This is a genomic window from Micromonospora orduensis, from assembly GCF_006228125.1.
In the GTDB taxonomy this organism is placed as follows: Bacteria; Actinomycetota; Actinomycetes; order Mycobacteriales; family Micromonosporaceae; genus Micromonospora; species Micromonospora orduensis.
In genome coordinates this window covers 26,743-47,703 of record NZ_VDFY01000113.1, presented here as the reverse complement: position 1 = coordinate 47,703, position 20,961 = coordinate 26,743, and the positions used below count along the sequence as shown (strand labels likewise).

General features: G+C 72.1%; 16 protein-coding genes, 1 tRNA gene and 1 pseudogene. 15 read left to right on the top strand and 3 right to left on the bottom strand.

All coding sequences use genetic code 11. The features are described 5' to 3' along the window. The first annotated feature begins 42 nt into the window (after positions 1–42). The 7 genes from FHG89_RS08075 (at position 43) to FHG89_RS08045 (ending at position 9,373) form a co-directional block, all read left to right on the top strand. Positions 43–399 carry an STAS domain-containing protein gene (locus tag FHG89_RS08075; RefSeq protein WP_139583733.1) on the top strand — a complete coding sequence of 119 codons (357 nt, stop codon included), beginning with the start codon at positions 43–45 and terminating at the stop codon, positions 397–399. Then, entirely contained in the window at positions 396–833 is a 438-nt protein-coding gene (locus tag FHG89_RS08070; protein WP_139583732.1) for an ATP-binding protein, read from the top strand. Before FHG89_RS08075 ends, FHG89_RS08070 begins: the two co-directional genes overlap by 4 nt. 317 nt (positions 834–1,150) lie before the next feature. Next, positions 1,151–3,511: a sodium-translocating pyrophosphatase gene (locus FHG89_RS08065; RefSeq protein WP_139583731.1), complete on the top strand. Its 2,361-nt coding sequence runs from the start codon at positions 1,151–1,153 to the stop codon at positions 3,509–3,511. Between the two features lie 102 nt (positions 3,512–3,613). Continuing rightward, positions 3,614–4,156 carry a hypothetical protein gene (locus FHG89_RS08060; RefSeq protein ID WP_139583730.1) on the top strand — a complete coding sequence of 181 codons (543 nt, stop codon included), beginning with the start codon at positions 3,614–3,616 and terminating at the stop codon, positions 4,154–4,156. A 71-nt stretch (positions 4,157–4,227) separates the two neighbouring features. Next, a complete protein-coding gene (locus FHG89_RS08055) occupies positions 4,228–4,872 on the top strand; it encodes a hypothetical protein (protein ID WP_425280159.1) in 645 nt (214 codons plus the stop codon). Positions 4,873–5,223: 351 nt separating this feature from the next. Beyond that, entirely contained in the window at positions 5,224–8,067 is a 2,844-nt protein-coding gene (topA, locus tag FHG89_RS08050; RefSeq protein WP_139583729.1) for a type I DNA topoisomerase, read from the top strand. A gap of 79 nt (positions 8,068–8,146) precedes the next feature. Further along, positions 8,147–9,373 carry a CapA family protein gene (locus tag FHG89_RS08045; RefSeq protein ID WP_244295245.1) on the top strand — a complete coding sequence of 409 codons (1,227 nt, stop codon included), beginning with the start codon at positions 8,147–8,149 and terminating at the stop codon, positions 9,371–9,373. An 8-nt stretch (positions 9,374–9,381) separates the two neighbouring features. On the opposite strand, the pseudogene FHG89_RS08040 reads toward FHG89_RS08045, so the two are convergent. Further along, positions 9,382–10,692: pseudogene (locus tag FHG89_RS08040) on the bottom strand (D-arabinono-1,4-lactone oxidase); the annotation flags it as partial. 226 nt (positions 10,693–10,918) lie between these two features. Between FHG89_RS08040 and FHG89_RS08035 the strand changes: the two are divergent. After that, positions 10,919–11,521 (top strand): TetR/AcrR family transcriptional regulator, encoded by a 603-nt coding sequence (locus FHG89_RS08035; RefSeq protein WP_139583743.1) that lies wholly within the window; start codon positions 10,919–10,921, stop codon positions 11,519–11,521. Positions 11,522–11,540: 19 nt separating this feature from the next. Here the strand turns inward: FHG89_RS08035 and FHG89_RS08030 are convergent, their stop codons facing one another. Continuing rightward, on the bottom strand, positions 11,541–12,749 hold the full coding sequence (locus tag FHG89_RS08030) for an amino acid deaminase/aldolase (RefSeq protein WP_139583728.1): 1,209 nt from the start codon (positions 12,747–12,749) through the stop codon (positions 11,541–11,543). Between the two features lie 344 nt (positions 12,750–13,093). On the opposite strand from FHG89_RS08030, the gene tmk reads away from it, so the two are divergent. The 6 genes from tmk to FHG89_RS08000 all read left to right on the top strand — a co-directional run bounded on the left by tmk (position 13,094) and on the right by FHG89_RS08000 (position 18,970). After that, the gene (gene tmk / locus FHG89_RS08025; RefSeq protein WP_244295249.1) at positions 13,094–15,154 is read left to right on the top strand and encodes a dTMP kinase; all 2,061 of its coding nucleotides are present in this window, start codon (positions 13,094–13,096) and stop codon (positions 15,152–15,154) included. Further along, on the top strand, positions 15,154–16,413 hold the full coding sequence (locus FHG89_RS08020) for a DNA polymerase III subunit delta' (protein ID WP_139583727.1): 1,260 nt from the start codon (positions 15,154–15,156) through the stop codon (positions 16,411–16,413). Before tmk ends, FHG89_RS08020 begins: the two co-directional genes overlap by 1 nt. A 122-nt stretch (positions 16,414–16,535) precedes the next feature. Next, positions 16,536–16,865 (top strand): YbaB/EbfC family nucleoid-associated protein, encoded by a 330-nt coding sequence (locus tag FHG89_RS08015; protein WP_053659404.1) that lies wholly within the window; start codon positions 16,536–16,538, stop codon positions 16,863–16,865. A 1-nt stretch (position 16,866) separates the two neighbouring features. Beyond that, entirely contained in the window at positions 16,867–17,172 is a 306-nt protein-coding gene (locus tag FHG89_RS08010) for a hypothetical protein (RefSeq protein WP_139583726.1), read from the top strand. After that, positions 17,172–17,852, top strand: a complete 681-nt coding sequence (locus tag FHG89_RS08005) for a hypothetical protein (RefSeq protein WP_139583725.1) — start codon at positions 17,172–17,174, stop codon at positions 17,850–17,852. Before FHG89_RS08010 ends, FHG89_RS08005 begins: the two co-directional genes overlap by 1 nt. A gap of 278 nt (positions 17,853–18,130) precedes the next feature. Beyond that, complete coding sequence (locus tag FHG89_RS08000) at positions 18,131–18,970, top strand: PSP1 domain-containing protein (RefSeq protein WP_139583724.1); 840 nt, start codon at positions 18,131–18,133, stop codon at positions 18,968–18,970. A gap of 12 nt (positions 18,971–18,982) precedes the next feature. On the opposite strand, the gene FHG89_RS07995 is transcribed toward FHG89_RS08000, so the two are convergent. Continuing rightward, positions 18,983–20,689 carry a metallophosphoesterase family protein gene (locus FHG89_RS07995; RefSeq protein ID WP_244295243.1) on the bottom strand — a complete coding sequence of 569 codons (1,707 nt, stop codon included), beginning with the start codon at positions 20,687–20,689 and terminating at the stop codon, positions 18,983–18,985. A 144-nt stretch (positions 20,690–20,833) separates the two neighbouring features. Here FHG89_RS07995 and FHG89_RS07990 point away from each other — a divergent pair. Further along, positions 20,834–20,907, top strand: a tRNA-Thr gene (locus FHG89_RS07990). The last annotated feature ends 54 nt before the right edge of the window (positions 20,908–20,961 follow it).

The following is a 20,961-nucleotide window of genomic DNA, read 5'->3' as shown; positions in this document are numbered from 1 at the left end:
TTAGATGCCCAGAAGAGTTTACGGCTCTGGCGAGGAGGTCCGATGGAGCTGTCACTGGCGACCCGCACCGTGGGTGAGCACACGGTGCTCGAGGTCGGCGGTGAGGTGGACGTCTACACCGCGCCCCGGCTCCGCGAACGGCTTCTCGAACTGATCGACGGCGGCGCCCGGCACGTGGTGGTCGACCTCGGTCGGGTGGACTTCCTCGACTCCACCGGGCTGGGTGTGCTGGTCGGCGCGCTCAAGCGGCTGCGTACGGCCGGCGGCTCGTTCGCCCTGGTCTGCGACAAGGAGCCACTGCTCAAGATCTTCCGGATCACCGCGTTGGACCAGGTGTTCCCGCTGCATCCCACGGTTGATGCCGCGGTCGGCGCGGAGCCGAGCGGCGCCAACGCGTGATGGCGACAGTCCGGCTCTCCTTCTCCCCGGCGCCGGTGCACGTGCGCACCGCCCGGCTGGTCGGCGTCGCCGTCGCCCGGCGCGCCGGGGTCCGTGAGGACCTGCTGGACGAGGTGCGGCTGGCCATCGGCGAGGCGTGCACCCGGGCGGTCGCCCTGCACCGGCAGTACGGCCTGCCCGATCCGGTGCTGGTGGAGATGTCCGACGGCGGCTCGTACGCGGTGCGCGTGGTCGACCGGGCGCCTATCGAGGCCAGCATCGGGTTGGCTGCGCTGCCGCCGGACGAGCTGGCCAACGAGTCGCTCACCGACGAGGCGTTGACCACAGGCGTCGGCTTCGCACTGCTCGCCGGATTCGTCGAGGACCTCCAGGTGCGACCCGTCGACGAGGGCGTCGGCACCGAGGTACGCATGGTGTGGCCGGTCGGCCGCTGATCCACGACTGCTGCACGAAGGCCGCATCCCCGTCGGGATGCGGCCTTCCTGTCATGGACCGATCCCTATATCAGATTTCGTTTCATAACACAGCGATGAAGATCATCGAGACACGGTGCCACCTGCGTGTGACCTCCAACACTGTGGAGGGCTACAGTACCCGGGTTGTCAGCAAGTGATCCATCCCGCAGCCAGCGGGAATGGGTGGTCATCGCTGGTCCGCTGGTGTGGGTTGGCGCGCTTGCGATTCCGCATCCAGGCGCTGGTCGGTGCGTCTCCACCCACCGGCGCGAGTGTTCGGTAACAGGAGGACGCAGATGTCCGAGACCTTGGCCGCCGACGGCGGCGGGCTTTCCCTTACCGGAAGCAATGTGACGTACGTCGTCATCGCCGCGGTGATCGCGCTGGTGGCGCTCGTCTTCGCCGCCGCCCTCACAAAGGCGGTGCTGGCAGCCGGCAAGGGCACCACAAACATGCAGGAGATCTCGGGGGCGGTCCAGGAGGGCGCCTCCGCCTACCTGCTCCGCCAATTCCGCACCCTGGCGATCTTCGTCGTGATCGCCGTGGTGCTGCTCTTCCTGCTGCCGGTGCACGACACCGACGGCAGCGAGACGGCCGTGAAGATCGGCCGCTCGCTCTTCTTCGTGGTGGGCGCCCTGTTCAGCGCGTTCATCGGCGGCGCCGGCATGTGGTTGGCCACCCGCGCCAACCTGCGCGTCGCCGCCGCCGCCCGGGAGCGACAGGGTGGCCGCGAGGCCGCCATGAAGATCGCCTTCCGGACCGGCGGCGTGGTCGGCTTCCTCACCGTCGGCCTGGGCCTCTTCGGCGCGGCGCTCGTCGTCCTGGTCTACCGGGGTGACGCGCCGACCGTGCTGGAGGGCTTCGGCTTCGGCGCCGCGCTGCTGGCCATGTTCATGCGGGTCGGCGGAGGCATCTTCACCAAGGCCGCCGACGTCGGCGCCGACCTGGTCGGCAAGGTCGAGCAGGGCATCCCGGAGGACGACCCGCGCAACGCCGCCACCATCGCCGACAACGTGGGCGACAACGTCGGTGACTGCGCCGGCATGGCCGCCGACCTGTTCGAGTCGTACGCGGTGACGCTTGTCGCCGCGCTCATCCTCGGCCGGGCCGCGTTCGGCGAGGACGGCCTGGTCTTCCCGCTGATCATCTCCACGATCGGTGTGCTCGTCGCGATCGTCGGCGTCTTCATCACCCGCCTGCGTGCGGCGGACCGCAACGCGCTTACCGCGATCAACCGGGCCTTCTACCTCTCCGCGGTCCTCTCCGCGGTGCTTGTGGCGATCGCCGCGTACGCGTACCTGCCGGCGACCTTCGCCGGTCTGGAAGGCGGGCTCACCGACGTCGACCGCAACCCACGGCTGGTGGCCATCGGCGCGGTGGTGATCGGCATCGTGCTGGCCGCCGCGATCCAGGCGCTGACCGGCTACTTCACCGAGACCAACCGCCGTCCGGTGCAGGACATCGGCAAGAGCTCCCAGACGGGTGCGGCCACCGTCATCCTCGCCGGCATCAGCATCGGCCTGGAGTCGGCGGTCTACTCGGCGCTGCTCATCGGCGCCGGTGTGTTCGGCGCGTTCCTGCTCGGCGGCAGCTCGATCACCCTCTCGCTGTTCGCGGTGGCACTGGCCGGCACCGGCCTGCTCACCACGGTCGGCGTGATCGTCGCCATGGACACCTTCGGGCCGATCTCGGACAACGCCCAGGGCATCGCGGAGATGTCCGGCGACATCGACGAGCACGGCGCGCGGACGCTCACCGAGCTGGACGCGGTCGGCAACACCACCAAGGCGATCACCAAGGGCATCGCGATCGCCACGGCGGTGCTGGCCGCCACCGCGTTGTTCGGCTCGTACACCGACTCGCTGCGCACCGCGTACGCGGACGCCGGGGTGGGCGACGTGGGGTCGGAGATCCTCAACTCGCTGAACGTGGCCAACCCGCGCAACCTGGTCGGCCTCATCATCGGCGCGGCTGTGGTCTTCCTCTTCTCCGGGCTTGCCATCAACGCGGTGTCCCGCTCGGCCGGCGCCGTGGTGATGGAGGTCCGCCGGCAGTTCCGTGAGCTGCCCGGCATCATGGACCGCACCCAGCGCCCGGAGTACGGCAAGGTCGTGGACATCTGCACCCGGGACGCGCAGCGCGAGCTGATGACCCCCGGTCTGCTCGCCATCCTGGCGCCGATCGCGGTCGGCTTCGGTCTCGGGCCCGGCGCGCTGGCGTCGTACCTGGCCGGGGCGATCGGGGCGGGCACCCTGATGGCGGTCTTCCTGGCCAACTCCGGTGGCGCCTGGGACAACGCCAAGAAGCTCGTCGAGGATGGCGCGTACGGCGGCAAGGGCTCCGAGGCGCACTCCGCGACGGTCATCGGCGACACGGTCGGTGACCCGTTCAAGGACACCGCGGGCCCGGCGATCAACCCGCTGATCAAGGTGATGAACCTGGTCTCGCTGCTGATCGCGCCGGCCGTGGTGGCGTGGAGCGTCGGCGACGACCGGAACGTCGGTCTGCGGGTGACCGTCGCGCTGGTGGCGACGGCGATCATCGTGGCGTCGGTGGTGTTCAGCAAGCGCAAGGGCATCGCGATGGACGACTCCGACGCCGGTGGCAGCACCGGCGCGGGCAGCACGGACCACCGCCCGGAGACGGTCAGCGCCTGACCGTCGACGGCACCGGGGTCCCCGGTCGACGTACGCGTCGACCGGGGACCCCGGCCATCCGGACCGGTGCCACGCCTGGCCAAAGGTCGTACGCTGCAACGCATGCGTACGTGCCGGGCGTCTGCCGCCGGAAAGTTCACGGTGGTCCTGGCCACGATCGTCGTCGTGCTCACCGGCTGCGGAGGAAACCCCAGCCCCCGGGCCTGGGCGGCAACCGTCTGCGGTGCGCTCACCCCGTGGCGCTCCGAGATCGACAAGTTGACCAGCAGCACGGATGAGCAGATGACCGCGCAGACGACCCCGGCGCAGGCCAAGGAGAACCTGGTGCGGCTCTTCGGCGGGGCGGAGCAGGCCAGCGAGACCGCACGCCGCAAGGTGGAGCAGGCCGGCGTGCCGGAGACCGACAACGGCGAGGTGATCTCCGCCGGTTTCCGTGGCTCCCTGGAGAAGATGCGGGACGCCTACGGCCGGGCCCGGGACACCATCGACAAGCTGAGCACCAACGAGCCGACCGCCTTCTACGCCGGCGTGCGGGCCGCCGTCGAGACGCTCAACAAGGAGTACGACGCCAGCGCCCTGGACACCAGCCAGCTCAACTCCGAGGAGCTGAAACAGGCCTTCGACGAGGTGCCGGAGTGTCGCTGAGCGGGCTCGGTGACCCCGGGAAGGCGCAACCGCCCCCGGCGCTGTTCCCCGCGCCCGAGCCCGACGTGTCAGTGCCCGCGCGGCGGCGCGGCGTCCCAACCCACCCCGACCCACAGGTCCCGGCTGACGACGCCGGCCGGCAACTGGTCTTCTTCGGCGCCGACGCGGCCGAGCCGACGGTCGCCGACCTGGCCGGACTGCTCGCCGGTCCGGGTGAGGTGGTGCGGATGGGCGGCACCGCACGCCTCTCGGTACGGGTGGACTCCGCCTGGCGGGTGCACGTGCTCGTCGCCGAACTGGGACAGCGCGGGCTGGCGGCGAGCTGGGAGCCGACCGGGGACGAGCGACACGCCGTCCGTACGTCGTACACCCGGGTCTTGAAACCGCTCGCGGCGGCGTGGCTGCACGGCCCGGCGAAACGCCCACCGGCCACCTTCCATCTCACCGGCCGGCGGCTGCGGCTGTGGCTCGCCGCCGCCGGGACGCCGGAGCCGCCCGGCGGGTTCCTGCTGCGGCTCGGGGAGAGCGACCAGGAGTGTTGGGAACCGGTGGGCGCGGCGCTCGCCGCCGCCGGGCTGGCCGGCACGTTCATCGGCCCGGACGAGGGCGGACCGGCGTACCGGATCACCGGCCGCCGCCGCCTGGCCCGGCTCGCCGAGCTGGTCGGCGGCCCCCCGCCAGCCACGCCGGCCGACGCCTGGCCGGTACGTTCCTGACCCCTTGCTCGGGCGGGAGCGGGCCTGGGCGGCGCGGTGTCCGGTGTAGGACAGTCCGGCGGGTCGATCCAGGCGGAAAACGGGCGGGTCGGACCTCGGCCGACGGTCCGCCATCGTCACAGTGACCCGCTTCGGGGCCTACCCACGGTGTACGGTGGCGCCGTCCGGCAGTGCCGAGCGCGGCGGAGCGGGAGTTGACCGCCGCGCGGTGGCGGTTTGCCGCCCGCGAAACCCGAAACGCGGACGGCGCGTTACGTTGGACATCCGGACCGCCGGTGCGACGGCGGGGTCGAGAGCGGTCGCTGTCCGGGCGCCGGCAGACCACGAGCAGGAGTGAGGTCGGGGAGAGACGTGCCGAGCAACGCTGGAACCACCCGTCTGGTCATCGTCGAGTCACCGGCGAAGGCCAAGACGATCTCGGGCTACCTCGGCCCGGGGTACGTCGTGGAGGCCAGCTTCGGTCACGTCCGCGACCTGCCGCGCAACGCCGCCGACGTGCCGGCCAAGTACAAGGGCGAGTCCTGGGCCCGCCTCGGCGTGGACGTGGACAACGGCTTCCACGCCCTCTACGTCGTCTCCGCCGACCGCAAGCAGCAGATCAGCAAGCTGGTGAAGCTGTCCAAGGAGGTCGACGAGATCTTCCTGGCGACGGATGAGGACCGCGAGGGCGAGGCGATCGCCTGGCACCTGGTGGAGACGCTCAAGCCCAAGGTGCCGGTCAAGCGGATGGTCTTCCACGAGATCACCAAGCCGGCGATCCAGGCGGCGGTGGCCAACCCCCGGGAGATCGACCGCGACCTGGTCGACGCCCAGGAGGCCCGGCGGATCCTCGACCGGCTCTACGGCTACGAAGTCTCGCCGGTCCTGTGGAAGAAGGTCATGCCGAGGCTCTCGGCCGGCCGTGTCCAGTCCGTGGCGACCCGGATCGTGGTCGAGCGGGAGCGGCAGCGGATGGCCTTCCGCACCGCCGAGTACTGGGACATCCTGGCCACCCTCGCCGTGGCGAACGCCGGCGAGGGTCCGCGAAACTTCAACGCCACGCTTATCGCGTTGAACGGCGACCGGATCGCCACCGGCAAGGACTTCGAGCCGACCACGGGCCGCGTCCGCGCCGGCGCCGGGGTCGTCCACCTCGACGAGAGCGGCGCCCGTGGGCTCGCGGCCCGCCTCGACGGGCGGCCGTTCACTGTCACCCGGGTCGAGGAGAAGCCCTACCGCCGCCGCCCGTACGCGCCGTTCATCACCTCCACCCTCCAGCAGGAGGCGGCCCGCAAGCTGCGCCTGTCCTCGCAGCAGACGATGCGCACCGCGCAGCGCCTGTACGAGAACGGCTACATCACCTATATGCGTACCGACTCGGTGAACCTGTCCGAGACCGCCATCTCGGCGGCCCGCCGGCAGATCGTCGAGCTGTACGGCGAGCGCAGCGTGCCGCCGGAGCCGCGCCGCTACACGGGCAAGGTGAAGAACGCGCAGGAGGCGCACGAGGCGATCCGCCCGGCGGGGGACAACTTCCGCACCCCGGGCGAGGTGGCCAAGGAGCTGTCCGCCGAGGAGTTCAAGCTCTACGAGCTGATCTGGCGGCGGACCATCGCCTCGCAGATGACCGACGCGGTCGGTTCCAGCGTGTCGGTGCGCATCCGCGCGGTCTCCACCTCGCAGGAGGAGGCCGACTTCGGCGCGACCGGCAAGACCATCACCGACCCGGGCTTCCTGCGCGCGTACGTCGAGTCCAGCGACGACGAGAACGCCGAGGCCGAGGACGCCGAACGCCGGCTGCCCACCCTGGTCAAGGACCAGCCGCTGACCGCCGACGAGTTGGCCGCGCAGGGTCACCACACCCAGCCGCCGTCGCGTTACACCGAAGCGTCGCTGGTCAAGGCCCTGGAAGAGTTGGGCATCGGCCGCCCGTCCACGTACGCGTCGATCATGCAGACGATCCAGGACCGGGGGTACGTCACCAAGCGCGGTCAGGCGATGATCCCGACCTTCCTGGCGTTCGCGGTGATCGGACTGATGGAGCGGCACTACCCCCGCCTCATCGACTACGACTTCACCGCCACCATGGAGAACGAGCTGGACGAGATCGCCGGCGGTGACCACGCCGCTGTCGACTTCCTCACCGCGTTCTACTTCGGCAGCTCCAACGGCGCCGGCGACCAGGACATCGCCCGCTCCGGTGGGTTGAAGAAGCTGGTCACCGAGAACCTGAGCGACATCGACGCGCGCAGCGTCAACTCGATCCCCCTCTTCACCGACGACGACGGCCGCGAGGTCGTGGTGCGGGTCGGCCGGTACGGGCCGTACCTGCAACGGGAGCTGCCCGGCGGCGAGCAGCCCTCCGCCGCTCCGCCTTCGGGCGACGGCGAGGAGGGCGGCACCCAGGGCGACCGGGCGCCGATCCCCGAGGGTCTCGCCCCGGACGAGTTGACCCCGGAGAAGGTCCACGAGCTGTTCCTCGGCGGCGGCGGTGAGCGCAAGCTCGGCGACGACCCCGCCACCGGCGAGCCGATCGTGCTCAAGTCCGGCCGGTTCGGCCCGTACGTGTCCAGCGGCGAGCGCAAGTCGTCGCTGCTGCGGACGCAGACACCTGACTCGCTGACCCTGGACGAGGCGCTCAAGCTGCTCAGCCTTCCCCGGCTGGTCGGTGTCGCGCCGGACGGCGTCGAGGTGTTCGCCAACAACGGCCGCTACGGCCCGTACGTCAAGCGGGGCGAGGAGTTCCGATCGCTGGACTCCGAGGACAAGATGTTCACGGTCACCCTGGACGAGGCGCTGGCCCTGCTGGCCGCCCCGAAGACCCGTGGCCGTCGCGCCGCCGCGCCCCCGCTGCGGGAGATGGGCGTCGACCCGGCGACCGAGAAGCCGCTGGTGATCAAGGATGGGCGTTTCGGCCCGTACGTCACCGACGGGGAGTTCAACGCGTCGCTGCGGCGCGGGCAGACCCCGGAGGCGTTGAGCCTCGAGGAAGCCTCGGAGATGCTCGCCGAGAAGCGGGCCAAGGGTCCGGCGCCGCGCAAGAAGGCGGCGGCCAAGAAGGCACCGGCGAAGAAGGCCACGGCGACCAAGAAGACGGCGGCCGCCAGCAAGTCCACCGCCGCGAAGAAGACAACCACCGCCAAGGCGACGGCGAAGAAGGCTCCGGCGAAGAAGGCGGCCCCGAAGAAGGCCACCGCCAGTCCTGCCGAGGAGTGACAGCCAACGGGCCGCCCCTAATGGGTTAAATGTCCAATTCGGTGGCGTGGCTCTGGTCTGGACTGCCTAACGTGAGGGGATGTTCGCAGCCCCTGTTTCGCGCCGCCGCGTCCTCGTCGGCGCTGCGGCGGGTGCGCTGCTGCTCGCCGTGGGCGCGGTCGGCATCCGGACGATGGACGCGGACAGCCCCTCGCCGGCCGGCGCCACCGCGTCGCACGCTCCCCCGCAGACGGTCGCCCCCGGGTCGTCCACCGGGCCGACCCGGGATCCCGCCAACCGGCGGACCGTGCGACTCGTCGCCGCGGGTGACGTTCTGATCCATCCAGCGGTGACCGACCAGGCGCGCCGGGACGGTGCCCGTGCCGGCGGCATGGACTTCGCCCCGATGTTCGCCGGGGTCGCCCCGGCGGTCCGCGGCGCCGACCTGGCGCTGTGCCACCTTGAGACGCCACTGGCCGATCCCGCCGGCCCGTTCGCCGGCTATCCGTCGTTCAACGCGCCCCCGCAGGTGCTCGACGGGCTGCGCGCCACCGGATTCGACGGCTGCTCGACCGCCTCCAACCACACCCTCGACCAGGGCGCCGACGGGGTGGCCCGGACAATCCGCGCACTCGACGCCGCCGGGCTCGGGCACACCGGCAGCGCCCGTAGCGCCGCCGAAGCGGCCAGGCCCCGGATCTACCAGGTCGGCGACGTCCGCGTCGCCCACCTGGCGTACAGCCTGAACTTCAACGGGCTGAGCCGCCCCCCGGGCCAGCCGTGGCTGGCCAACCTGATCGATCCGCCTGAGATCCTCGCCGCCGCCCACGAGGCGCGCGCCGCCGGCGCCGACATCGTCGTGCTCAGCCTGCACTGGGGTACGGAGTATCAGCACCTGCCGGACGCCGACCAGCGGGCCTGGGCCCAGCAGCTGATCTCCTCGCCCGACGTGGATCTCATCCTGGGCCATCACGCCCACGCGGTGCAGCCGTTCCAGCGCTTCGGCGACAAGTGGGTGGTCTTCGGCATGGGCAACGAACTGGCCCGGCACGAGGAGCCGATCGACGACAACCGCGAGGGCGTGATGGCCCGGGCGACCTTCACCGAGACCGCCCCGGGGCGCTGGACGGTGACCCGGATGGAGGCACTGCCAACCTGGACCGACCTGGCACCGGCCCTCCGGCTGGTTGACCTGACCGCAGCGCTCGCCGACCCGGGCACCCCGCCAGGTCTGCGGGGCGACTACCGGGCGGCGTACCAGCGGGTGCTCGGCTACGTCCGGGCCCTCGGTGCCGGCGCGGACCAGGTGGTGGCGTCGGGCGGCTGAGCGCCGCCGCCGAGGACGCGGTCGAGGTGGGCGTTGGCGAACCGGTGGTCGGGGTCCAGGCGGTCGCGTACGGCCAGGAAGTCGGCGAACCTCGGGTAGGCGGGGGCCAGGCTGGCGGCGTCACGGTAGTGCAGCTTGCCCCAGTGCGGGCGGCCACCCAGCCCGGCGGCCACCTCCTCGAAGGCCCGGAAGTACGGCTCGTACGGCATGCCGACGTACTGGTGCACGGCGATGTACGCGGAGTCCCGACCGTAGCCGTGCGACAGCCAGATGTCGTCGGCGGCGGTGAACCGCACCTCGACCGGGAAGAGCACCTTGAACGGCAGCCCGTCCACGATCCGTTGGAGCGCGGCGAGCGCGTCGGGCAGCGCCTCGCGGGGCAGGCCGTACTCCATCTCGACGAAGCGGACCCGGCGTGGGGTGCAGAACACCCGGTCGGAGCGCCCGGTGTACTGCCGTTCAGTGAGTGCGCGGGCGGAGACGGCGCTGATGCCGGGTGCCAGCGCCGGCACGGCCCGGCCGAGGCGGCAGGCGCCGGCGAAGACGGTGTTGGACAGGAAGTCGTCGTCCAGCCAGCCGCGCCAGCGGGGCAGCGGCTGGTCGTTGGCGGGTACCCGGTCGTTGGTCTTGACCTGGACGCGCGCGGTGTAGGGGAACCAGTAGAACTCGGCGTGGTCGTGGCCGCCGATCAGAGTGGGCAGGTCGGCGAGCACATCGGCCAGCGCGGCGGGCCGTTCGTGGGCGTGCAGGACGAAGGCGTCGACGCAGCGCAGGGTGACCTCGACCAGGACGCCGAGCGCGCCGAGGGACACCCGGGCGGCGGCGAGGACGTCCGGGTGTTCGTCCGCCGAGCAGCGCAGCACCTCTCCGGTGCCGGTGACCAGGGTGACGGCCTCGACGAAGGTGGACAGGCAGCCGTAGCCGGCGCCGGTGCCGTGGGTGCCGGTGGAGATCGCCCCGGCCACGGTCTGCGCGTCGATGTCACCGAGGTTGGGCAGTGCGAGGCCGTGCCGGGCGAGCAGCCCGTTGAGCGTGTGCAGGGTCATTCCCGCCGGTACGGTGACGAGCCGGTTCGCGACGTCGACGCTGACGGTGGTGGTCAGCTCGGACAGGTCCATCCGCCGGTCGTCGGCGAGCGCGATGGCGGTGAAGGAGTGGCCGCTGCCGGTCACCCTGATCCGGCGGCCGTCGGCGGCGGCGGCGCGGACGGCCTCGGTGACGTCGGCCACCGAGCCGGGGCGGAGGATGGCGGTGGCGGAGCCACGCTGGTTGCCGGCCCAGTTGGACCAACGGGCGGTGAGCGGTGCGGTGCCGACCATGCGCGCTCCTCATTCATGAATATGAACTGACTTCATATCAGGAACGTTGTACCTGGTAAATACCGCAATCGAGGTCCGCTCGTTGTACCGGTAGTCACGGACTCGTGACGTGTAGATATGTTCATCCGTCGAAGGGGGGTGGCGCCGAGTGTCCACACCAGCCGCCACGACCGGGCCGCTGCGCCGCGTACCGGTGCAGGGTCGAAGTGTCGCGCGGGTACAGCGCATGTTGGATGCCTGCGCCGAACTCGTCGACGAGGTGGGGTACGAGGGGCTGACCACCACCCTGCTCGCCGAGCGTGCCGAGGTGGCGATCGGGTCGGTCTACCAGTTCTTCCCGGACAAGCGGGCGATCGTGCAGGCGTTGACGCTGCGCACGATGGAGTCCTACCTCCAGCGGCTCGACGAGCGGTTCGCCTCCAACGAGATGACCCACTGGTGGGACGGCGTCGACGCGGGCATCGACGAGTACATCACGATGCACCGCACCGTCCCCGGCTTCCGTACCCTGCACTTCGGCGACGTGGTCGACCTGCACCTGCTCGACGAGCAACGGGACAACAACGGCGTGATCGCCGACCAGTTGGCCCGGGTGCTCACCGAGCGTTTCGGCCTCACCGACGTACCGAAGCTGCGCTTCGTGCTGGAGATCGCGGTGGAGGCGGCGGACGCGCTGATCAAGCTGGCCTTCCGCCGCAAGTCCAACGGTGACGAGCGGGTGCTGCTCGAGGCGAAGTCGCTGATCCGGGAGTACCTGCACCGTCAGGTCGACGGCCGGGACAGCGACCGGCCCGCCGACGAGCCGGCCGAGGCGGCGCAACCCGCCTGACGCGGCGCCGGGGCCGGCCTCAGAGGAAGGCCTGCCCCTCGCCCCGGTAGGTGGGCACGGTCGCCACGACCGCGTCCCCCTCGACGAGGTGCAACTCGTTGACGCGTTCGCACAGCTCACCGGCCTTGGCGTGCCGGAACCACACCCGGTCGCCGATGCTCAGGGTGGCCGCGGCCGGGCCGGCCAGCGGGGTCTGCACCTCGCCGGCACCCTCGGTGCCGACGAGCTTCAGGCCGGCCGGCAGCCACGGCCGGGGCAGGCGGCTGTCGGCGGCCGGACCGGAGGCGATCCAACCGCCGCCGAGCACCGTCGCCAGCTCCGGCGTCGGCCGACGGACCACCGCGCAGGCGAAGAACGCCGCCGGGGTGGGCCGCCAGGCGCGGTAGGCGTCGAACAGCGTCGGCCCGTACAGGCCCGATCCCGCGGTGACCTCGGTGACCGCGGGATCGGCGCTGGTCGCGGCCACGCTGCCGGTGCCGCCGCCGTTGACGAACTCCAGGTCGGCGTGTTCGCGTACCGCGGCCACCGCCGCGCCCCGGCGGGCCAGCAACTCGCGGTACGACCCGCGCTGGGCCAGCCTGATCGCGCCGGCCAGCAGCATCTGCCCCGGCGGCGCGTCGCCCAGGCCGGCGATCTGCGCCTCGTACGACATGAGCCCGACCAGCCGGAAGCCGGCCCGGCCGGCGACGGTGGCGGCGAGCGAGCCGGCCGCCCGGGCGCTGTGCACAGGTGAGCGGCGCACGCCCACGTGCACCCGCCCGCGCAGCGGTCGCCAGGACGCGTCCAGGTCCAGGCAGAGCCGCAGCTCGGCGCGCTGCCCGGGGGCCGTGACGTCGTCGATGAGGTCGAGCTGACCGGTGCCGTCGATCATCAGGGTGATCGCGGCGGCCAGTGTCGGGTCGGCGGCCAGTTCGGCGAGCGCCGCCCGGTCCGCGCTCGGGTACGCGACCAGCACGTCGTCGCTCACGCCGGCCCGGACCAGCCAGATCGCCTCGGGCAGGGTGAACGCCATCACACCCCGCCAGCCGCGCCGACTGAGCGCCCGGCTGATCAACTCCCGGCTGCGGACCGACTTGCTGGCGAGGCGGACCGGCTTTCCGGCGGCGCGTTCGGCCAGCGCGGCCGAGTTGGCGTCGAAGGCGGTGAGGTCGACCACGGCGTACGGCGGGTCGAGGTGGGTGGTCGCCCAGTCCAGGCGCTCGCGAAGTTTGTCGCTTTCGATGGCCACGTGTGCACGCTAACTGTCCGACGATGAATGCGAAACACCCTCGCGTACGTCCGGGCTGCGGTCGGTGCCGCAAGCGGCCTAGGCTCAGCGAGCAGGAGAATGTCGCCAGTGGGGCGGCCCCCCACCGGGACTAGAGTGTTCCACCGGGGATGCCCAGCGATGGGCCGGCACGTGGAGGTACGGCCATCGAAAGCCAGAACAGCGGCGAGTCGCCCGGCGTGTCGCGCCCGGGGGATCAGTCGGGAAGCGCCGCCAACCAGCCCAACGGCGGCCAGGTCGACGCGTCCGGCTACGCCGCCATCCGCTCGGTGCTGCGCATCCGGCCGTTCCGCCGGCTCTGGATCGTGCTCGGCGCGGCCTCCTTCGGGGACTGGCTCGGCCTGTTGGCCACCTCCGTCTTCGCCGCCTCCCAGGTGCAGGGCAACACCGCGAAGGGCGCGGCCTTCGGTGGCGTGATCGCCATCCGGCTGCTGCCCGCGCTGGTGCTCGGGCCGATCGCCGGTGTCCTCGCCGACCGCTTCGACCGCCGCTGGACGATGGTCATCTGCGACCTGCTCCGGTTCGTCCTGTTCGCCTCGATCCCGATGGTGGCGCTGGCCGGTGCCAGCGGTGCGGTGGTGGTCCTGTGGGCGACCGTCGCCACCTTCCTGATCGAGTCGATCACGTTGATCTGGATCCCGGCCAAGGAGGCCGCGGTCCCCAACCTGATCCCGCGCGCCCGACTGGAAGCGGCCAACCAGCTCACGTTGATCACCACGTACGGCCTCACCCCGATCCTCGCGGCGGTCGTCGCCGCGGTGCTCGACCGCAGCGTCCGGGCCGTCGCCGGCGGCGACCTCGGCTGGGCGGAGCCCGCCCAACTCGCGCTCTGGGTCAACGCCTTCTCCCGGCTGGCCACCGCCCTCGTGGTGGCATTCGGGATCAGGGAGATCAGCCGGGCGCAGACCGGCGAGCGGGAACGCACCGATCAGAGCATGCGGCGCCAGTTCGCCGAGGGCTGGAAGTACATCGGCCAGACGCCGCTCGTCCGCGGCCTGGTGCTCGGCATCTTCGGCGCCTTCGCCGGCGGTGGCATCGTGATCGGCACCGCGAAGTTCTTCGCCGCCTCGCTCGGCGCGGGTGACGCCGCCTTCTACCTGCTCTTCGGTGCCATCTTCATCGGCCTGGCCGTCGGCATCGGCCTCGGCCCGATGATCGTCAAGGAGATGTCCCGGCGTCGCTGGTTCGGCATGAGCATCGTGCTGGCCAGCGCCGCCGTGATGACCCTCGCCTTCGCCATCCACCTGTCGATGGCGATCGTCGGCGCGGTGCTGGTCGGCGCCGGTGCCGGCATGGCCTTCCTGGCGGGCACCACCCTGCTCGGCGGCGAGATCGAGGACGAGGTACGCGGACGGGTCTTCGCCGTGGTGCAGATCGGCACCCGGCTGGTGCTGATCCTGGCCATCGGGCTGAGCAGCCTTCTGGTCGGTGTCGGCGGCTCCCGCAAGTTGACAATCGCGGACCTCGGCATCTCCGTCTCCTCCACCCGACTGCTGCTGCTGGCCGCCGGTGCCGCCGGCATCTTCGCCGGGATCAGCGCGTTCGGGCAGATGGACGACAAGAAGGGCGTGCCGGTCCTCGCCGACCTCTGGGGCTCCATCCGGGGTCGCCCGCTCATGCCGGCCGAGCCGTTCGTCTCCGCCGGGCTCTTCGTGGTCTTCGAGGGCGGCGAGGGCGCCGGGAAGTCCACCCAGCTCACCGCGCTCGCCGAGCGGCTGCGCGATCAGGGACGCGACGTCGTCGTCACCCGCGAACCGGGGGCCACCGGCATCGGTCGGCGGATCCGGTCACTCGTGCTGGACACCTCCGGCGACGACGCGCCGTCACCACGTGCCGAGGCGCTGCTGTACGCCGCCGACCGGGCGCACCACGTGGCCACCGTCGTCCGTCCCGCGCTGGTCCGGGGTGGTGTGGTGATCAGCGACAGGTACGTCGACTCGTCCCTGGCGTACCAGGGTGCGGGGCGCACGCTCCCGGTCGACGAGGTCTCCTGGCTCTCCTCCTGGGCCACCGGCGGCCTCAAGCCGGACCTGGTGGTCCTGCTGGACGTCGAACCGCGCACCGGCCTGTCCCGGGTGGCCTCGCGCAACACCGGCACCGACCGGCTGGAGGCCGAGTCCGTCGCGTTCCACGAGCGCGTCCGGTACGCCTTCCTCGACCTCGCCGCCGCCGACCCGAAGCGCTACCTGGTGCTCGACGCGGCCAGGCCGGTCGACGAGATCACCGGGCAGGTGGTCCGCCGGGTCGAGGAGATGCTCGGCAAGCCGGGCGGCATCGTGCACCCACGCCCGGCGCAGGGCCCGGACACGTCGGTGCAGCCTGAGTTATCCGACGCGGAGCTGGTGACGATGGAGCACAAGACCTGATGCCTGACGTCTTCGCCGACCTGGTCGGTCAGGACGAGGCGGTCGCCGAGCTGCGCCGGGCCGCCGCCGCAGCAGCGGCCGTGCTGCGTGCCGGTGCCGCCGACCGGGAGCCCGCGCTGATCGCCGCCGGCCCGGCCAGCGGCGCCGACGCCGCGCCCGGTGGCGTGGACCCGTCGACTGGGATGACCCACGCCTGGATCTTCACCGGCCCGCCCGGCTCCGGCCGCTCGGTCGCCGCGCGGGCCTTCGCCGCCGCGCTCCAGTGCGCGTACGGCACCGGCTGCGGCGAGTGCCCCGGCTGCCACACCACGATGGGCGGCACCCACGCCGACGTGCGGATGGTGGTGCCCGAGGGGCTGTCCATAGGCGTCGGGGAGATGCGTGCGCTGGTGCTGCGCGCGGCCAGTACCCCGTCCGGTGGGCGGTGGCAGGTGGTGGTCATCGAGGACGCCGACCGGCTCACCGAGGCGGCCGGCAACGCGCTGCTCAAGGCGATCGAGGAGCCACCACCGCGTACGGTCTTCCTGCTCTGCGCCCCGTCCACCCACCCGGACGACGTCTCGGTGACCATCCGGTCGCGCTGTCGTGTCGTACCTCTGCGGCAGCCGCCGGCCGCGGCGGTGGCCGAGGTGCTGGTCCGTCGGGACGGCATCGCGCCCGACGTGGCGCAGTGGGCGGCGGCGGCCGCGCAGGGGCATGTCGGTCGGGCCCGCCGGCTGGCCCGCGACCCGGAGGCCCGTAAGCGGCGCGAGGCGGTGCTCGCCGTTCCTCGCCGGCTGACCGGTGTCGGCGCGGCGTTCGACGCGGCGTCGGCGCTGATCGAGGCGGCCGAGGCGGAGGCCGAGGCGTCGGTCGCCGAATCGGACACGGCCGAGCGGACGGCTCTGGAGACGGCGCTCGGCGCGGGCGGCACCGGGCGGGGCGCGGCCGGCGCGATACGGGGCGCCGCAGGCCAGCTCAAGGAGTTGGAGAAGCGGCAGAAGTCCCGGGCCACCCGGGCGCAGCGTGACGCGCTGGACCGGGCGCTCGTCGACCTGGCCGGCTTCTACCGGGACGCGCTCACCATGGCGCTGCGCGCCCCCGTCGCCCCGGTGCACACCGACACGGCGGCGCTGGCCGGTGCCGGCGCGCAGAAGTGGGACGCCGAGGGGTCGCTGCGCCGCCTGGAGGCCGTGCTCGCCTGCCGGGCGGCGATCGAGGCGAACGTCAAGCCGCGGATCGCCGTCGAGGCGATGATGCTCGCCCTCTGGAAGGGCTGACAAGCGCCTCCCGGCCGTTGTCCACAGGCATCGACACGCGCGATTGCTGTGCGGTACGGTCCGGTGTGCCGTGGTGACGGCGACGGCACGCTCAGTAAGGGTCATCCGGGAGGAGTCGGCCGATGCCGCGGGGGGAGATCGACGAAGCCTGGATCGAGGAGGCGGTGCGGCGCTACCGCCGCATCGAATCCCTCCAGGCCGAGTTCGACCAGGCGGTGTCGACCGTCGAGGTCACCGTCCGGTCGCCGGACGGCCTGGTCGAGGTGGTGGTCACCGCCGGTGGGCGGATCACCGACGTCCGGTTCCTCGGCCCACTGCACAGCCGCAGCCCGCGCGACGTGGCCGGTTCCGTGCAGGCGGCGGTCACCGCGGCGGCCGACGCCGCCGAGTGGGCCCGGGAGAAGCTGCACAACGAGACGTTCGCCGCCTACCGACCGCTCGCGGGGGCCTGAGATGGACACGCTGCGCGCGCTCTCCGCCCGGCTGGACGAGGCGAGCGCCACCCTCACCACCCTGTCCCACCGGGTCACCGCCAGCGATCCGGCCCAGGTCGCGTTCGGCGCGGACGCCCCCGGCCGCCCCGGCGAGATCGGCCGGGCACTGCACCGGCAGTGGACCGCCGCCACCGACGACCGGGCACGTGAGGCGCGGGCCGCCGCCGTGCGGCTGGCCGCCGCCGCCTCCGCCGTCCGCGAGGCCGCCGACCGTTACGGCGAGGTCGACCGGGCCGCCCGCCGCCGGCTCACCGGGGAGCCGTGATGGATCCGCTGGACCGGCTCGCCGAGCCCGGCCTGGACCTGCTGCACAGGGTGGACGCGCTGCTCGCCGCCGGCGTCCCCGAGGGGCACCGGGTCTGGCCGCTGCTGCGCCGCATGCAGGTGCTGCCGGGCGACGCGGTCCGCGGTTTCCTCGACCTGCATCCGGTGCCGCTCGCCGGCGCCGGGCACGCCGTGCGCCGGCTCGTGCGGGGGTACGACGACGTCTGCGCCGCGCTCACCGACCCGGTGCTGTGGTCCGGTCCGGCCGCCTCCGCGTACGGGCAGGAACGCGCGGCGCTGCTGCGTCACCTGGACGAGGGGCCGGACAGCCTGGTCGGCCGGCTCGACTCCACAGCCGGGTACGCGGACGCGCTCGCCGACTGGGTGGAGGGCAGCCGACTGGCCCTGGCCCGGGCACTCGCCGACGTGCTCCGTTCGGCCGAGGCGGTCGCCGTGGTCGCCGCGACCGCCGCGGGTCCGCCGCTGCCGCCGGGGCCGATCGGGCCCGGGGTGGTCGACGCCGCCGAGATCGCCGCACGGGTGTTGTCGGTGCTCTGCGTCGCGTACGACGGCGCGGAGACGCTGCTGCGTCAGTGGGCCCCGAGTCTGGCCGAGTCCGCCTGGCGTCCGCCGGTGGACGGCAGACCCCGCTACGGGCAGCCCACCCGGGTCGGCTGGTAGCCGCGTCCCGGACAGACCACGGCGCCGCTCGCGGGCACCGACGTGAGCCGGCGCCCACGGCGACGCCGGGGTCTTTCCCCTGCACCCCCCGCAGGCCTGCCTCCACTCAACGCCGCCCGGACGCGTTTGTCCTGCGCGCCGGCCGGGATTCAACCGTCCGGGCGAGGAGCAACGGCACGACGGGTCGCCGGGCAATAGGTCGAGTCGACGGTCATGGATGGCAGCGGGACGTGGTCGGCCGGTGCGCTCTCGGCGGTGACCCGTCGTAGGGTGGGGGGATGGGCATGCTCTGCGCGGTCAGCTTCAACCGGTACGGGCGCCTCTACTACCTCGATCCGGGTGACCTGCGTCCGCAGGTCGGCGACCGGGTGCTCGTGCCGACCGATGACGGGCCCGAGGTGGCCGAGTGCGTCTGGGCCGCCCAGTGGGTGACCGAGGAGACCGACGGGTTTCCCCGGCTGGTGGGGCTGGCCGGCGACGACGACCTGCGTCGGGACGAGGCGTTACGCCGCCGTAAGGCCGAGGCGAAGGTGGCCGCGAAGCGGCTGATCCGCGCGCACGGCCTGCCGATGAAGGTGGTGGCCGTCGACCATGTGCTCGGCTCCGCCGAGGGCGGCGGTGAGCGCAGCACCGTCTACTTCACCGCGCCGCACCGGGTGGACTTCCGCTCCCTGGTCCGCGACCTGGGCGCCACCCTGCACTGCCGGGTCGAGCTGCGCCAACTCTCCGCCCGCGACTCGGCGCGGGTGCAGGGCGGTATCGGTTCGTGCGGTCGCGACCTGTGCTGCGCGACGTTCCTCACCGACTTCGAGCCGGTGACCATCCGGATGGCCAAGGACCAGGACCTACCCCTGAACCCGCTGCGCATCTCCGGGGCGTGCGGTCGGCTGATGTGCTGCCTGAAGTACGAACATCCCCTGTACCAGCGATTCCAGGAGACCGCCCCGGCGGTCGGCAGCCGGGTCTCCACGCCCGAGGGCGACGGCCGGGTGGTCGGCCACAGCGTCCCGCGGGACGCGGTGACGGTCCGTCTGGACGCCGACGGCTCCCGCTCGATGTGCTCCCGCGCCGACGTCTGCGGCTCCCGCCAAGCCCACGACCAGCACTACACCCCCTGACCACCCGGCCGCTCAGGGCAGGGTGATCGGGGGTTCGGCCAGGCGGGGGGTCAGCGGGGTCTTCGGGGTCAGCCAGCTTGCCGCGGGCGCCTGGTCGGGATTGATCTGCCAATCGCGGGAGACCCGGTCCACCGCGATCGGGTAGATGGTCAGGGTGCCGTCCGGGTCGATGCGCAGCCGCAGGAACGCCTTGGAGTCCTCGATGCCCTGACCGGCGAAGAGTTCGTTGACGTTCACCCCGAACCAGCCCGCCACCAGCAGGTACGCCGCCACCAGTTGGCTGGCCACCAGCCCGATCACCGGGCCGTACAGCACTGCCGCGGCGACCGCCGGCAGTGGCCACGGCCAGTGGTAGAACGGCAGCGACAACCAGACCCAGGTGCCCGCCGCGGCCAGCGCCACATGGGTCACGCCGTGGCCGACGCCGAGGATCCAGTGCCGCGCGTGTCGCTTGCCGCTCACGCTTGGCGGCTTGGCGAACAGGGCCGCCGCCACCACGGTCACGAGCACCATCACCACAAGCGGAACGCTGAACAGCCGCTGGCTGGTGCTGTCGGCCCAGTTCGCGGTCGTACCCGCCATCGCCAGCATCAGCAGGGTGTGCAGGGTGCCGAGCAGCGTGGCGAAGCCGGGGTTGCGGAACGGCAGCCGGCCGAAGATGCCCCAGCCGTAGCGGCGGGAGCGGGCCGCGTCCGGGTAGCGGGCCACCAGGTCGTACGGCTGGGTGCGGCTGGCACGCCGGGTCGGCGTGTCCCGTGGCGGCACCTCGATGCGCTCCGGCAGCTTGTGGGTGGGGTAGAGATACGCGCCGCCACCACCACAGGTGATCAACTGCCGGTCCGTGCCGGCGTAGCGGGCGTAGTGGTGCAGATCGCCGGAGAGCAGCAGCCGGACCTGTGCCCCCGTCGGGTCGATGATCGTCCGGATGAAGTAGTCGATCGAGTCGTACGCCGTCGGGTCGTCCGCCGCCTTGACCCAGGTCGGTGCCGGCGCCGCGATGATGACCTTCGACTCGGGGTCGAGCCGGCGGGCCACCTCGTCGAAGTACGCCAGCTGCGGGTCGTCCAGGTACGAGCCGGACTGGTCGTCCACACCCAGCAGCCACCAGCCCGCCGGCAACTCGACAGCGAAGTACGACCGTGACTGCCCGGTACGCCAACCGGCGAAGTTGCGGTCCCGGGAGCGGACGAACAGCCGCAGGAAAGCGGTCAGCCCGTCGTACCAGTCATGGTTGCCGGGCACCGCGAACAGCGTGGGCTGCTCGGGTGGCATCACCGGCAGCGCGGCCTGGTACGGGCCCTTGCAGCGGTCCTCGTACGAGGCGTACGCCGCCGACGGATACACCTGGTCGCCGCCCATCACCAGGGTCTGCGCCCGGGGCAGCCGGTGCCCGTCCACGGTCAGCTCGGCCTGCGCCAGCAGGTACGCCACGGAGTAGGTGGCGTTGAAGCCGTCGCCCAGGTCGGCGACGTAGTCAAGCCACACCCCGCCGTCCGGCCCGACCTGGCGGAAGACGTCGTCGCCGAACGCGTTCTGCAACTCCCGCTTGTCCAGGTACGCCCCGAAGAGCACCGCCAGCAGCGTACGGATGCCCGTGCTGATCAGCAGGAACGGTGCCAGCCACGGCACCGGCTTGCGCGGCGTGAAGCCCAACTCCAGCGGATCGGTGCTGCGTGGTCGTGGGACGGCCCGTTCGGGGTGGTCGCGTTCGTCGCTCACCCGCCGCAGCGTAGTGCCGGACCCGATCATGCGCTGTCCGGTAAACGGCCAGATGGCGGCCGATGTCCGGTTGGTCGTACGGGGGCGGGGAGGGGTATCCCGTTCGGCCGGTCGGCGAGCGGTGCCGTACACTTGCTGATCGTTGCCGCCTTAGCTCAGTCGGCTAGAGCGACGCACTCGTAATGCGTAGGTCGACGGTTCGATTCCGTCAGGCGGCTCGGTACGGAAGCCCAGGTCAGAGACCTGGGCTTCGCCGTTTCCCGAGGTCGACA

What these genes read in the sequence shown, in the direction of transcription:
- FHG89_RS08075 (WP_139583733.1), top strand. Translation starts at nt 43, where the DNA reads ATGGAGCTGTCACTGGCGACCCGCACCGTGGGTGAGCACACGGTGCTC.
- FHG89_RS08065 (WP_139583731.1), top strand. Translation starts at nt 1,151, where the DNA reads ATGTCCGAGACCTTGGCCGCCGACGGCGGCGGGCTTTCCCTTACCGGA.
- FHG89_RS08060 (WP_139583730.1), top strand. Translation starts at nt 3,614, where the DNA reads ATGCGTACGTGCCGGGCGTCTGCCGCCGGAAAGTTCACGGTGGTCCTG.
- FHG89_RS08045 (WP_244295245.1), top strand. Translation starts at nt 8,147, where the DNA reads ATGTTCGCAGCCCCTGTTTCGCGCCGCCGCGTCCTCGTCGGCGCTGCG.
- FHG89_RS08035 (WP_139583743.1), top strand. Translation starts at nt 10,919, where the DNA reads ATGTTGGATGCCTGCGCCGAACTCGTCGACGAGGTGGGGTACGAGGGG.
- FHG89_RS08020 (WP_139583727.1), top strand. Translation starts at nt 15,154, where the DNA reads ATGCCTGACGTCTTCGCCGACCTGGTCGGTCAGGACGAGGCGGTCGCC.
- FHG89_RS08015 (WP_053659404.1), top strand. Translation starts at nt 16,536, where the DNA reads ATGCCGCGGGGGGAGATCGACGAAGCCTGGATCGAGGAGGCGGTGCGG.
- FHG89_RS08010 (WP_139583726.1), top strand. Translation starts at nt 16,867, where the DNA reads ATGGACACGCTGCGCGCGCTCTCCGCCCGGCTGGACGAGGCGAGCGCC.
- FHG89_RS08005 (WP_139583725.1), top strand. Translation starts at nt 17,172, where the DNA reads ATGGATCCGCTGGACCGGCTCGCCGAGCCCGGCCTGGACCTGCTGCAC.
- FHG89_RS08000 (WP_139583724.1), top strand. Translation starts at nt 18,131, where the DNA reads ATGGGCATGCTCTGCGCGGTCAGCTTCAACCGGTACGGGCGCCTCTAC.